This window comes from Vibrio sp. (assembly GCF_047973365.1).
In the GTDB taxonomy this organism is placed as follows: Bacteria; Pseudomonadota; Gammaproteobacteria; order Enterobacterales; family Vibrionaceae; genus Vibrio.
The window spans coordinates 1-14,522 of record NZ_JBKEBW010000014.1 but is presented as its reverse complement, the minus strand read 5'-3'; the positions used below and the strand labels follow the sequence as shown (position 1 = coordinate 14,522).

The window sequence follows — 14,522 nt, the reverse complement described above, 5'->3', positions numbered from 1 at the left end:
AGTTGTGCATTTTGCCAAATTATCTAAGTTGGCGCATTGCCACAAGGAGATTCATCGCAAAGTCGTTGAACTGGCGAGTATTTATGCACGAAAACAGCGGTTCATTTACCGCGTTCATACACTTTTAAACTTGTCTTTTAAGCCACTGCGTAAAAACCGCCGTGGTTTCGGCTGGGTTATGGGTGATCAAAAAATACCCTGCGTTGGCCGAAATTGGTTGGAATGGGGAAACCAGCTTGCCGGTTGCTAATTCATTTTGCAGCAACATCGAACGCGCCATCGCAATACCGACATTCGCTTCTGCCGCTGACATTGCCATATCAGTACGGTTAAAGAAATGCCCTTTATGGGTGGATATTTCAATCCCCATTTCAGAAGCCCAATAAAGCCATTCATAATCTCTTGGCGCCTTTGCCCACGGCATTGCATCATGCAGTAAATTCACTTCATCCCAGTGATTTTTATGGTGACTAATATCCTGCAACCATGGGTGTGCTTTCAAATAAGAAGGGCTCATCACTGGCAATAGCGACTCAGCCATTAATAGCTCGGAGTCTTTCCGGTTGTAAGGGAAAGGACCGTAATCAATCGCAAGATCAAAGTCTTTTCTTTCACTGTCCACCAGCGCGCCTTCGGCAAATAATTGCACCTGTATCTCTGGATTTTGACGATAAAAATCTTCCAGTTTAGGTAGCAGCCATTTGAATGCTAACGAAGGCGTTAATTTCAAGCGGATCTCTTTACGGTTCTCGCGTTGCTGTAAATTATGCAGCGACTCTTCAATACCTTGAAAGCTACGCTGAACAACGGCTCTCAAAGTCTCTCCTGCTTCAGTTAATTTCACCCCACGCGAATGGCGTTCAAATAGACTAAAACCTATTTTCGATTCCAACTGAAGCAATTGCTGACTGATTGCCCCTGTCGTAATGTGCAACTCTTTCGCTGCCGCACTGAAACTTGGGTATTGTGCAACAAGCATAAAAGTATGTAATGCTGAAACTTGAGAACTCTTTAACATGGTTTTGCTTATAGTTTTACTAAACAGTGCTGATAATTTTTATCGATTGTTAATAAAAGGTAAAGCAAAGAAACTACTTCTATAACAAAGAAGGAGTATTCATATGGAAGTTATCGTTCTTGGAAGTGGTGTTGTCGGTTTAACATCAGCGTGGTATTTATCACAAGCGGGTCATAGTGTCACCGTTGTTGACCGTCAACCGCGTAGCGCTGAAGAAACCAGTTTTGCTAATGCTGGACAAATTTCTTACGGCTATTCCTCTCCTTGGGCTGCTCCAGGTATTCCTCAAAAAGCGATCAAATGGTTATTTGAAAAACACGCACCACTGAAAGTAAAGCCATCGCTTGATCCGCAAATGCTGCGGTGGATGATGCAAATGTTGGTCAACTGCCAACTTTCTCGTTACCAAATTAACAAGTCACGTATGCTTGCCATTGCAAACCATAGCCGTGAGTGTTTGCACGAACTGAAAAAGCAGCACAACGTAGAATACCAAGGTCGCCAAAAAGGTACTTTACAAGTTTTCCGTAATGAAAAGCAGCTGGTTTCAATCGAAAAAGATATGGAGCTTCTGCAACAAAGTGGTGTTCGTTTTGAACTGATGGATGTGGCTTCCTGTATCAAACAAGAGCCGGGGCTAGCTCCGGTGCAAGATAAACTGGTTGGCGGTCTCTACTTACCTGACGATGAAACAGGTGATTGCTACTTATTCTGCCAGCAGTTGACTGAACTGGCGAAAGCACAAGGCGTGCAATTTAAATTTGATACCCAGATCCAATCACTAGAGATGGAAGGCAAAAAGATCATGGGTGTCCAAACGGATCAAGGGCGATTAAAAGCAGATGCTTATGTGGTGGCTCTAGGTAGTTTCTCAAAACACATGCTCAAGCCATTAGGTATCGATGTACCGGTTTATCCGGTAAAAGGTTACTCATTAACCTTACCGATTGTGAATGAAGAACTGGCACCGACCTCTACGGTCATGGATGAAACCTATAAGGTTGCGCTAACGCGTTTTGATGACAGAATTCGTGTCGCAGGCACTGCAGAATTGGCAGGTTTTGATCCTGCTATACCAACAGCACGCAAAGCAACCATTGAGATGGTGGTTCGCGATCTGTTCCCACAAGGTGGTGATTTTAGTAAAGCGGAATTCTGGACCGGTTTCCGTCCAATGACACCAGACGGCACTCCAATTATCGGCGCGACACCGATTCAAAATTTATACACCAACACCGGACACGGAACGCTTGGCTGGACAATGGCCTGTGGCTCAGGGCAGATATTGTCTGACATCATTACTCATGGCGATGCGAAAGTAGATATTCGCGGGTTAGGTGTGTCTCGCTATTACAGTTGAAAACACTGGCAATAATGACGGATATTTAACTTAATGCCAGTCAGTTAAACTGACTGGCATTTTCTTATTGGGGTATTTTTGCCAACCAAAATACTTACTTAGCCAATAAACTCACCAGTTTTGATGGCGAGCCACTTCAAGATAATATTTCCTCCATTTAAACAAGGGGTTAGCGTATATTTACTCTAGTCTGTTTAAGTGAAATCCTTCTAAGGTAGTAATCATTTACTTATTTTCGCAAACAACCAATGAACGAGCACCAGGAGATGAAGTACTAGGTATAAAGCTAGAGGCGACATCGTTATAAGCTACACCAAAATTGTCATGAAATATGTCGTCCTCATCTACATCACCAGTCCAATATTGAGTATCATATGGCCAAAATTCAGCGGCTTTACCAGATACAGTTTCTCTATTCATAAAGTCAGAAAAATGAACGGCATCATGTATAGGGTCGAGTCCAGCTTCCTCACACGAAGATTCGTATGTTGATAAATCAACGTACGAATATTGCTTTGTTGCTAAGTTAGCATCAACAGTATTTCCGTTATCATCAACATATAACGTATGCTCATCGTCTTCAGTAATCGATGTTTGTTCAACAGTAAAAGGGGATGTGTAATATGGTATAATTTTTATAACATGGGTTTCTGTTTGCGCTTCACCTACAAAGTCGCCAGTGACTTCAGGTGTCGTCTCTCCATAATTTAAGCCGGTAATTTCACCAGCGTCACCATCTTCAGTAAAATTGGCGTAATCAGTATCGACAATATTCCAATTTAATCTTGGATCACTGGTTATATCGACGTTTTCAGTGCCATCAGTTAATGTTGTCGAAACCTTAAATTTTTGAGAACGCTCAACAACTACATGATCTGGATCGGCTGTTATTACAAAGCTAACTACATCAGTATCTCGTACACCAATAAATGCACTAGCTGTTGTAGCACCGGAACCGTCATTAATCACTACATCAACAATAGTATCACCATCACTAACAGCATGAACTAACCCACTACTATCAACTTGGGCTATAGTATCATCCTGACTTGACCACTGAACAATAGGTGAATTTGTGACAAATGAGTGAGAGTCATCAGAGAGTAGTACATCAACTTCTAACTGTCCCTCGTCGCCAGTCAGCAATGACAGTGACGTAGGATTAATGCTGATAGACTTGATATATAAACCACCATCTACTGTTAATTCAGCGGCACCTGAATACGTAACATCATCAATGATTTTTTTTGCACTTAATTCAGCAATACCAGCTTGCAGCCCGGTTGCAACTCCTCTAGTACCCACATCATTACTAATGGATGCAATATCCTCATTACTGGAACTCCAAGTTGACTGAGTTGTGATATCGATAGGCAAACCATCACTCATTACGGCGGTTGCTTTAAAAGCTTGAGTTAAACCAACTGACACCGTGGATTCTGTTGGCGTAACATTAATATGATCAATCGTCGTTGAATTTACATTCAATTCAACAGAATCCTTAAGTTGCTCTCCATCAGAAGTTTTCCCATAAAAAGTGATCATAACAAGTCCAGGACTTTTTCCAACGACTAATCCCTGTTTGTCAATGCTTGCTATATTCGAATCACTTGATACCCATGTAAAATCATCACTAGACGTAACATCTACAACTTTTTCACTCGACAACGTTGCTGTCGCATGCATTTGCTTCTCAAACCCTACAGGAAGGCTAACACTCTTAGGTGTTATGGATAATGAAAGGATTTTCTCCTCTACATCATCAGATCCCAGTAAGCCTGAATCACCATTGTTACAACCGCCAATCAGCAATGAACATAACAATAAAAGGTAAAAATGTATTCTTTTCATATATTCTACTCACCACTAACATAATCAGTTAATTGTACGGATTCTTCTTCAAACGAATCTAAACGGATCTCCACCCTACGATTCGCGGCTCGACCTTCACTTGTATCATTTGAAGCAACTGGTTCTGACGCCCCCCTGCCATCTATGGACAAGCGTTTTGCATCAATGCCTTGATCAACAATATAATTAGCAACACTTTGCGCCCGTTCCAAAGATAACTTGGTGTTATAAGATTCAGTACCTACGTTATCTGTATGACCTACAATTTCGATTATGTCGTCAGGATAGTTTTTCAACTGTTCGACCAATAAATCTAATTCAAAAGTATTTATAAGTTCAGAAGAGTCGAACTTAAACAAAGTTTGAGCAGTTATCGTCACTGGTTTCTGTATGGTTACATAACGAGGAGGAGGGCTGTCATCATGTTTAATATTATTTTTCTGTTGCCCAAAATGATAAGTTATTCCGATTGATGTGAAATGCTCATCAGCTTTATTGGTCTCACTAGAACCAATACCGTCAATAAATTGATATTCACCTCTTAACGACCAATATTTATTCAATCGATAATCTAAACCAAAGGAGTTAAGTAATCTAAGTGTATTACCATCCAAAGAATGGTTAGAACTCGATACTTTTTTATCAATGAATTGATATGAACCACCAACCCGAGAAAATAAGTCAATATTGTCAGTAATAGGAAGACTTAATTTTAAAGATAATTGACTATCATATATATTTACAGAAACATCACTTCCGTTTGAATAACGAGAGTCTGGTGAACCATAGAAAATAGCCCCACCTTCAAAAGCTAACCAAGAATTATATTGATAACCACCATATAAACCGAACCCTAAGGTGTCATCAGTACAACTAATCGAGTTTTCCTCACATGCACCATTAAAACTTGCCCAACCCAAGCGTCCACCAAAATAAAAGTGATCGATAATGTATTGAGGACTACTTTCTTCATCTGTTTTTTCACTCGCCATTGCGTCACCACAAATCACGAATATAAAAACGCCAATATAAATATACAAAAATTGAATATTACCACCATTTAATTAAATATAGTAACGTATTACCTAGAATTTGAAACTTGAGAAAAATCAATAGCTCTACACGTAACTAAACAACCTTTAATTTGTAAGAGAACTCCGAAGTAGTTGTTTAACAAATTGATATTAAGGCGAATAGATTCACTTTAATTTTGCGGACATAAAATACAAAACCACAAAATTAACATACTCAGTTTACTGGGTAACTTTTATGTACATTTCATTCCAAAATTAGTTTCGAAAGCTTGGTTTTAATTCTATTAACCACACCATGATTACTAATAAAATCAACCACTGAAAACCCGAACAATACCAGTAACGGATTTTCAGGATATAAAGCATTTTCTTTTGATACCAATATTTGACCATTAAACAGACTATTCATTTCGGTAACATTATCAATAAGCCATGAATTTATTACGACCTTTTTTACTTTTCGATGTGTTAATACTAAGAGTATGATTTCATCTAAAATATATTCGTTCCACTCTTTACAATAAGGGAAATTCACATGGATAAATAAAAAACATTCATTAGTGAGATCGGGAGGAGAAATATTATGACGATTTAATTTAGACTTCTGATATAAATCAATAAATTCATCCAGTTGCGAGAGCTCAATCAACGACATTGAACTATGAGTCTCCACCTCATTGCTTTTCATATTCAGATAAATAAAATGGAATAAGGCACCGCATTTTGCCCATTTTTTTCTATCATAAGCATCAAAACAATCATCTTCAGCAATGCCCAATACCTTAGCGCCATGCTTGGCTATTTTTTTGACCATCTCCTTATTATAAACCTCATCAATGCATCCGCCTTTCTGAGAATCAAACTTGATGATTTTCTTTTCACCGACACTGACCAAATTATAGCCAAATAATAAATTCCATCGACCAATCTGATGATACTTATCTAACCAAAAATCAAATGCCTTAATTCTTGATGTGGAAAGTTTAATATCGATACTTTTCACAAAACTCATCATTTCAACATTGAAATACTTACCAAGTAAAATGATTTTCTTTGCCGATGGAATCTTAACTCCTCTCTCCCAACGACCATAAGTGGCAATGGTTAGCTCTTTAAACTCAACATATCGACAAGAAAGTTCTTCAACCAATGCTAACTGAGTAAGACCAAGTTTCGTCCTATTCTCTTGTAAAAAATAACTAAGTTGACACACAGTTTATCTGCCTATTAAAAACACAGCATACGATATATAAATCTAAAATTATTATGAATACTACTGAAATGCCAAGCCCAATGTGAACATGCAAAAATCAATAATGTATTATGCGTCGAATATTTAATTATTCATCCTTTTTGAAGTGTTTTGATAGTTTAAATCCAACCCCATTTTTATAATGAATTTTTCTTTCAAGAAGCTCCAACTCCAATTTAGAGCAAGAAAAACAAATAAAGATAATACAACCAGCAACAAGGTCATTGTCACACAAATCCGTAACACTGGTATAAGAATGTGCAGTAATAATTTTAACTTTATTCATTATTAAGTATTAATCTGATATTCGTTGATAAAAATGATGAAATTTAAAATATTCAATAAATTAAAGCACCTACATCGCTTACCTATCATTCATTTCTGAAGAAAGATACTGATTCATTCATTTGATTGACAAGCTCTGAGCTTTCTTCGCATAAGCGTTCGGTATCATTAAACACAACCAAATTGTTGCTAACAATTTCATTAACACTATTAAGCTGAAAGGAAACATCCTGAATCACACTAGACTGTTCACAAGATGCCGTTGCCACCTGTGAGCTGATCACTGAAATATTTTGCATCTGTTCAGAGATGGCCCCAAACGCAGAAGTTAACTCGGCAGCAGCTTGAGTGGATTCATCGATCAAATGAATATTATCAGTCATGAGTTGATCGGCCATTTTAGATTGCTCTTGTAGGCGACCAATGATCTCTTGAATGGTGCCTGTCGATTGCTGAGTTTTACTAGCCAGGGTTCGCACTTCATCGGCAACCACAGCAAACCCTCGTCCTTGTTCACCCGCACGTGCAGCTTCAATCGCGGCATTAAGGGCAAGCAGATTGGTTTGCTCGGACACAGAATTAATCATTTCTAGCACAGTGCCAATTTCCTCAGAATAAGCACGAAGTTTGCTGACGGTTTCCGAAGTGTTCATCAGCGATTCACTTATTTTCGCCGAAATCGCTTCGCTTTTATCAAGCGTCATGAAACCATGTTGCACTGATTCTATCGCCTGACTGGTAGAGATTTCAGCATCAGAAGCATTCTTCGCCACCTCACTCGCTGTCGAGCTTAACTCGGTCGCCGCAGTGGCAACTTGTTCCACGGCGGAAAGTTCATCCTGCGCTCTTCTGGTCACATCTCCGATAATTTCTGTCACATTCGTTTGATTGGCTAATACACTTTGCAAGGTTTGATTACCAGTACTGATAACTGTATTAACATTAGTTTGCATTAATGTAAGCGAGTCAATAATGTCATCAATTTCACTATTACACTTCGTCATTTCAAACGGTGAAAAATTGCCATTCGCCATTGCACTAATGACCGTCACAATTTTAGGAATCTGAATTAATTCACGCTTTAAGACAAACCAGAGTATCGATAAACAAACCCCTCCACCCAATATAACCAAACCGATGATCAACGATACTAATCGAATAATGAGAGTTTCATCCTCCGCACTCATATGCTTAGGAAGAACATCCTCTATAATCAAATAAATAAACACCATATTGATTAATGATGTAAGAAACATAGCAATAACGCAGTTGATATAAACTTTACGTAAAACCTTAGGTTTAGATGAACTTTTCATTATATTCTCATTATTATTTCGACTAAAATCAATGTATCAATCGGTGTTTTTGAGTGATTAACGTGGGCTGCAACAAAATATAAAGATATCTATTTCATTAACGGTATAACTCATATAAAACCCGCAATTCATTGATCGTTTTATTTAACGGCGACAAGATATTTATATCATCAGGTAATTGCATTATTTTTTTATCTAGGTCATCGATAATCTTTTTTAAACACCTGAGAGTCAAATTAAACCCAGCAGTTTTACTACTTTCAGGAAAGCTTTTTCTAAAGATTCTTAAGCTCATCTCTGCATTAAATAAAATCTTCAGTAGCTCATAGCGTTTTAAATACTCGTTTTGATAAATTGAATACTCTTGAATGGATTCCAAACAATCATCACAAATTGTCGCCCTGCCAAGATCAACTACTTGCTCTGAATTCATTCGACAAATATTACAACTCTTCATGATATCGTTTTTGATTGAGTGGATTGTTTTTTTATTTTTGCATGCCGCATTTGCTTTATATGCATCACTTCATCAATTATTTTTTCAAAGTGATCTGGACAAATTGGCAATACAAATGTCCTTTTCAACTGACGCTTTATGAGCATAAACCAAGCTAAAACATACCAATAAACATCACTCTCTAATAAACACCACGCTCTAAAGATGAATGACCTTCGCTAGGCTAGTGGCACTTGAGCAGCGTTTCGTGCAAACAATCACACTAATAGCGTCCGACTGATAATTTAATTAACATCGAGATTACAAATGGTTATTATCAAATACACACAACAAACACAACTATCACTCAACAGGGAAAATACTCATGCAGTCATTTGTTGATTTTCTAAATGGAATTATCTGGAGCCCAGCACTGATTTATCTGTGTCTTGGTGCTGGTGTGTTCTATTCGATTCTTACTCGTTTCGTTCAGGTTCGTCATTTCTTTGAAATGTGGCGTTTATTGCTATCAGGCAAGAGCTCATCAAAAGGGATCTCTTCGTTCCAGGCTCTTGCCGTTTCACTATCAGGTCGTGTAGGTACTGGTAACATCGCGGGGGTTGCAGCGGCTATCGGTTTTGGTGGTCCCGGTGCTGTTTTCTGGATGTGGGTTGTCGCCTTCTTTGGCGCAGCCACCGCTTATGCAGAATCAACACTAGCACAGATCTACAAAGAAGAAGACAACCAAGAATTCCGTGGTGGTCCGGCTTATTACATCGAAAAAGCCATGGGTCAAAAATGGTACGCGTGGATCTTCGCTATCGCGACCATCTTTGCTTGTGGTGTTTTATTACCAGGCGTTCAATCGAACAGTATTGGTAATGCTGTTGAAACGGCTTTCGGTGCAGGTCCAATGGTGGATACCGCTATCGGTACGATCAGTTTCGCAAAAATCCTCACTGGTACCATTGTTTCCATCCTTCTTGCATTTATCATCTTTGGTGGTGTGAAACGTATCGCCAATTTCACTCAAATCGTGGTGCCATTTATGGCGCTAGCTTATGTGATCACCGCATTCGTCATCATCCTGCTTAACATTGGTGAAGTACCACGCATTTTTGGCCTAATCATTGGCGATGCATTTACACCTATGGCAGGTGTTGGAGCTGCGATTGGTTGGGGTGTGAAACGTGGTGTTTACTCTAACGAAGCGGGTCAAGGTACAGGCCCACACGCGGCGGCGGCGGCCAGTGTTGAACACCCGGCTCAGCAAGGTCTGGTACAAGCGTTCTCTATCTATATCGATACTCTGCTAGTCTGTTCTGCAACAGCGTTTATGATTCTTATCACTGGTGCGTACAACGTACACGGTGGTGCTGAAGGCTTGTTCCTTGTGCAGAACCTAGCAACAGATGTGGCAGCTAACGGCCCGGCGTTCACGCAAATCGCCATTGAAAGTGCTTTGCCAGGCGTTGGTAAGCCATTCGTTGCATTCGCCCTGTTCTTCTTCGCGTTCACAACCATTCTGGCTTACTACTACATTGCAGAAACCAATGTGGCTTACATTCGTCGCACTTTCAAAGTCGACGGTCTAATGTTCTTCCTAAAACTGATTATCATTTCCGCGGTATTCTATGGCACGGTAAGAACTGCGAACCTGGCATGGGCAATGGGTGACGTTGGTGTTGGTATGATGGCTTGGTTAAACATCGTAGGTATCGTCATTATTTTCTTCATGGCTAAACCAACAATGGCTGCATTGAAAGACTACGAAGAGCAGCAAAAACAAGGTGTCGAAGAATACCTGTTCAACCCTGTAAAACTAGGCATCAAGAATGCGACTTACTGGGAAGAAAAATACAAACGCAAGACAGGCAAAGCACCAACGGCTGATGCTGAAACTGAACAAGTTTCGAATTCTCCGGCAGAACAATCATCGCATTAAAATTAGCGTGTGATAAATAAGGGTTAGCTACATTGCTAACCCTTTTATTTTGTAGCAAAAGAAACCGTTAACTTTTCACCGTTTGCTGAACAATCTCTTCGTTAGCATTAGGGCGTTTAGCCCAATATCCCGCTAACAGAGAACCTGACAAATTATGCCAGATAGAGAAGATAGTGCCCGCGACGGCTGAGGCTGGTGTGAAAAACTTCATCGCCAGTGCTGTAGCTAAACCTGAGTTTTGTAAGCCGACTTCAAAGGCAACTGTCCGGCTGATGGTTTCATTGAAACCAAAAGCACGACAGATCCAATAACCGGAAGCCAAACCTACCCCGTTATGCAAAATCACCGCTAGAGCGACAATTGGACCGATAGTCGCCAGATTACCTGCATTCAATGCCACGACAATCGCAATAATCAAGACGATAGCAGCCATTGAAATGATTGGTAATACAGGCTCTAGTTTCTCAGTGACTGAACGTAAAAATACATTTAGTAGCACACCGCCAGCAACAGGTACTAGCACGATTTTCACCAAACTTATCAGCATGCTGGCTACGGGTACATCAACAGCTTTGCCCGCAAACAGTTCGACCAATAGCGGAGTCAGAACGACACCAAGCAAAGTAGAAATGGATGTCATGGTTATCGACAACGCCACATCGCCCTTGGCCAGATAGCACATCACATTTGATGACGTTCCACCAGCTACGCTGCCAACCAACACCATGCCGATCGTCAGCATAGGATCAAAGCCAAGCAGTAAACTAATTAATAGTGCAGCAATCGGCATAACTGAAAACTGCAAAATCAAGCCAACACCAATCGCCTTTTTGTTCTGAATAACATTGAGAAAATCTTTCGGTTTGAGGGTCAAGCCCATGGCTAACATGATGATGGTGAGTAATGGAACAATTTGCCCTTTGTGCTCGACGAATAATCCCGGTACAAAATAAGCACATAGAGAGAATAATATTGCCCATAAAGGGAACAGTTGCGTGATAATCCTTAACATAGTCATTCCTGTTTAATTTTATATTTATAAGCCTGATCCACTGATTGGCATTTGTGATGCGAGAACAATCAGGGACAAGGGATTACTAGGTTATCAGACCTAATATCAACAACACGTTACTCCACTCTGAGAGCAAAAGACAACCAGACATTTACTATGGGTAAAATTTAGCTCAAAAAAAAGGCCGACTCTACGGTCGACCTTGTTAGCAAAAAAAGTGAATTAAGCTGCAACTTCTTTAAGCTCAGCTTTCACTTCTTGTTTAATGAATGCTGGTTTACCAACTGGCAGAACTTCACGACCGTATTCAGCGTTAAGAACTTGAGCCATAGCGAAGTAGATTGCGCTTGCACCAACGAAGATACCTTCGAAACCGGCGATAGTGCCAATCAACTCACTGCCAGTGAAATCACGAAGAGCTAAAAGTGCAAACAGAATGGTTAGTGAACCAAATACCACTTGCTTAGCCACTGGGTAGCAACGTGAACCAATGTACATGAAACCGGTGAAGATGCCCCAAAGCGCCAGGTACCAACCCATGAAATGATGTGGGCTTGCAGGTAGACCCATTTCAGGCATAACAATTAGACCAACGAGAGTTAACCAGAATAAACCGTAAGAAGTAAATGCTGTGGTACCAAAAGTATCACCACGGTTATAACACATGATGCCTACAATAACCTGACCTAGACCGCCATAGAAAATACCCATAGCCAGAATCATAGAATCCATTGGGAAAAAACCTGCGTTATGGATGTTAAGCAGGATAGTCGTCATACCGAAACCCATTAGGCCTAATGGCGCTGGATTCGCTAATTTAGTAGACATTAAGTAATACCTTAAAAAAAGTGGATAAAATTTACGCGCGGATTTTAATGGAGAGGACTAACAAAAAGAAAGATATCATTACTAGAAAGTTATATTTCATTTTTATAGTTATTGAGCTATAGGTAACCCAAAACTACAATCGCTGAACAACTAAATAACAAACCAATATAAATCATAACGTTACAATAAAATCAATTTACCTATCGTAGGATAATTGCTTATTTATCGCACTTTGCAATAACTGCGAAATATTTTCTAACTTAAAAAAAGAAAGCCCCAGAACATATCTGAGGCTTGGTAAATCAGTCCTTCCAACGCTTTGTCACAGACGCCTATTCATATCAAATGATTGATATTTTTGAGCAACGGCAGTGTCTGTATACTCACCATCTACGGAATTTTCCATACTTTGACCGTCTAAACCACGAATACTATTTATAGATTCCATCCAAAGATCTCGATCTCGATTACCACCTATAAATTGACATAAGTAGTCATCCAAAAGCCCTTTTGATGGGGATTCAATTTCAGCGCTTAAGGCTATTAAGTAATCTGTTTTATTGGTTTTATGCCATTCAATTGAAAAGCCTGCTCGATGACAAAGCTCATTATGAATAATTAACATAGTACGACCGTTGCCATCAAGAAATGGATGCCCATACGCAAAAAAGCCCATAACCTCTCCAGGACGCTGACGCATAGACTCTGCATTTTGTCCGAGACGTAAGCCCTGCTCAATAGCTAATCGTGCATCATGAGGATGGCAAAACATCGTACCAGCTTTAGATACCGCATAATTAGGAGCAGTAATTGCACGATCTTGACCTGCCCACGGATAGAATGCTTCGAATAATATCCGATGAACTTCCAAGAAATCTTCGTAACGCAGGTCCTTTCTTCCCTCTAAATAAACTAAAGCTTCATCTAGGCCAGTACGAAACATGGTATGTTCAAGTTGACGAACAATTGCTAGGTCTTTTTCACCATGATAGTTACGTAAATACCCAACTTGCTCAAAATCATTAAATGGATCGAACACTTTGTTTTTGTTCCCGCAGATAATTGACCGACAACATAGCAACTTCTTGCTTGGTGATTTTCCCCGCACGTTTTAGAGCAACAAGAAGATCTTCGACAGTATTATGTACCACCTCATCACCAGCTAAGCGAGTTACAGCATCAGCCCACTGATCCATCGCATTGTAACAATAAGATACGTTGTAATAGCGAGCAAGCTCTGCTACATAACGAGCAACTCCTTGGGTTGGAAGTGTCTTTTCCAATTTGAATTCTGTATTTTTAGTACCAGACTTGCGTCTATAACTACGAAAGCAAATAGTCTGACCATTGATGATAAGCTTACGCTTGACTCTTGTTGCATCGACTTCAACAATAATTTCACCTCGTGAGGTATTATTTACCTTATCGAAGCTCAAGTCATTTTGACGAAGCTTGAAGCCTAATTTGTTGGCTACTTCACGAATAATAACATCAAGACTGCCCTGCGCTTTTATATCATTCCCCGATCTTTTGGCCTTAGCGTAAACTCCTTGGGAAAGGCGAAGAAGTTCACCATTTTTCACTAACACACTCAATGCATGTGTAACTTGAGTCTTGCTTCCCAATGGGGCCAAATCAGAACGAGATAGTACAACTCCACAACGGTGTTGAATCGACTGGCGCATACGAGTTTCGGTCTTCATATAAATACCCCCGCTAAATCACTAATAGATTTTAACAAAAAAATGTGAATTTCTCAATTTTCTCATTTATTTACAATCAATTAGATACCATTCAAGCACTTACTGACCTGCATCTATTGCTATAAATTATTGCAACTCATTGACCAGATATAACTAACTGTTTTAGTGACTATCTTAGATAAGATATTTATCCAAAAGCCCAACACTATAGTGACTTGCTTTCCCTATATAACAATCGAGTAGGGTGAGGCGTTACCGCCTCATCCCTCTCACAGAACCGTACGTACGGACCTCGTATACGGCTCATGCATACTTCCATTCAGCATAATTGCTAAACACATACCCTGTTCCTACTTGCTCAAGATTTACCAACCCCAGTTCGTTGAACCATTGGTTTGGCATCGCATAACTGGCTAGAGGACTTTGCGCATTTCTCCAACTACTCATTCGGATAAATCTAAACGGCGGCTTATATCCAAGCT

Annotated in this window: 12 protein-coding genes and 1 pseudogene; 2 read left to right on the top strand and 11 right to left on the bottom strand. The window is 39.8% G+C overall.

Annotated features, from left to right (window positions below; genetic code table 11):
* Nucleotides 1–124: 124 nt before the first annotated feature.
* Nucleotides 125–1,018: a LysR substrate-binding domain-containing protein gene (locus ACK5MF_RS02080; RefSeq protein WP_416918891.1), complete on the bottom strand. Its 894-nt coding sequence runs from the start codon at nt 1,016–1,018 to the stop codon at nt 125–127.
* Between the two features lie 103 nt (nt 1,019–1,121).
* Between ACK5MF_RS02080 and ACK5MF_RS02075 the strand changes: the two genes are divergently transcribed.
* Nucleotides 1,122–2,378, top strand: coding sequence for a D-amino acid dehydrogenase (locus ACK5MF_RS02075; protein ID WP_416918889.1), 1,257 nt, complete (start codon nt 1,122–1,124; stop codon nt 2,376–2,378).
* Between the two features lie 225 nt (nt 2,379–2,603).
* On the opposite strand, the gene ACK5MF_RS02070 is transcribed toward ACK5MF_RS02075, so the two are convergent.
* From ACK5MF_RS02070 to ACK5MF_RS02050, 5 genes are all read right to left on the bottom strand, one after another.
* Nucleotides 2,604–4,229, bottom strand: coding sequence for an Ig-like domain-containing protein (locus ACK5MF_RS02070; RefSeq protein ID WP_416918887.1), 1,626 nt, complete (start codon nt 4,227–4,229; stop codon nt 2,604–2,606).
* 5 nt (nt 4,230–4,234) lie between these two features.
* Nucleotides 4,235–5,221, bottom strand: a complete 987-nt coding sequence (locus tag ACK5MF_RS02065; protein WP_416918885.1) for an OmpA family protein — start codon at nt 5,219–5,221, stop codon at nt 4,235–4,237.
* Between the two features lie 286 nt (nt 5,222–5,507).
* Nucleotides 5,508–6,476: a helix-turn-helix domain-containing protein gene (locus tag ACK5MF_RS02060; RefSeq protein WP_416918883.1), complete on the bottom strand. Its 969-nt coding sequence runs from the start codon at nt 6,474–6,476 to the stop codon at nt 5,508–5,510.
* A gap of 410 nt (nt 6,477–6,886) precedes the next feature.
* Nucleotides 6,887–8,116 carry a methyl-accepting chemotaxis protein gene (locus ACK5MF_RS02055; RefSeq protein WP_416918881.1) on the bottom strand — a complete coding sequence of 410 codons (1,230 nt, stop codon included), beginning with the start codon at nt 8,114–8,116 and terminating at the stop codon, nt 6,887–6,889.
* Between the two features lie 97 nt (nt 8,117–8,213).
* The gene (locus ACK5MF_RS02050) at nt 8,214–8,549 is read right to left on the bottom strand and encodes a hypothetical protein (RefSeq protein ID WP_416918879.1); all 336 of its coding nucleotides are present in this window, start codon (nt 8,547–8,549) and stop codon (nt 8,214–8,216) included.
* Between the two features lie 388 nt (nt 8,550–8,937).
* On the opposite strand from ACK5MF_RS02050, the gene ACK5MF_RS02045 reads away from it, so the two are divergent.
* Nucleotides 8,938–10,497: an alanine/glycine:cation symporter family protein gene (locus ACK5MF_RS02045; protein ID WP_416918877.1), complete on the top strand. Its 1,560-nt coding sequence runs from the start codon at nt 8,938–8,940 to the stop codon at nt 10,495–10,497.
* A 67-nt stretch (nt 10,498–10,564) separates the two neighbouring features.
* Here ACK5MF_RS02045 and ACK5MF_RS02040 read toward each other — a convergent pair whose 3' ends face one another.
* The 5 genes and pseudogenes from ACK5MF_RS02040 to ACK5MF_RS02020 form a co-directional block, all read right to left on the bottom strand.
* Entirely contained in the window at nt 10,565–11,509 is a 945-nt protein-coding gene (locus tag ACK5MF_RS02040; RefSeq protein ID WP_416918875.1) for a bile acid:sodium symporter family protein, read from the bottom strand.
* 222 nt (nt 11,510–11,731) lie between these two features.
* On the bottom strand, nt 11,732–12,337 hold the full coding sequence (locus ACK5MF_RS02035) for an acetate uptake transporter (RefSeq protein ID WP_416918873.1): 606 nt from the start codon (nt 12,335–12,337) through the stop codon (nt 11,732–11,734).
* A gap of 322 nt (nt 12,338–12,659) precedes the next feature.
* Nucleotides 12,660–13,376, bottom strand: a complete 717-nt coding sequence (locus ACK5MF_RS02030; protein ID WP_416918871.1) for a Fic/DOC family protein — start codon at nt 13,374–13,376, stop codon at nt 12,660–12,662.
* A complete protein-coding gene (locus tag ACK5MF_RS02025; protein ID WP_416918869.1) occupies nt 13,360–14,040 on the bottom strand; it encodes a hypothetical protein in 681 nt (226 codons plus the stop codon). Before ACK5MF_RS02025 ends, ACK5MF_RS02030 begins: the two co-directional genes overlap by 17 nt.
* A 303-nt stretch (nt 14,041–14,343) precedes the next feature.
* Nucleotides 14,344–14,522 (bottom strand): annotated as a pseudogene (locus tag ACK5MF_RS02020) (group II intron reverse transcriptase/maturase); the annotation flags it as partial.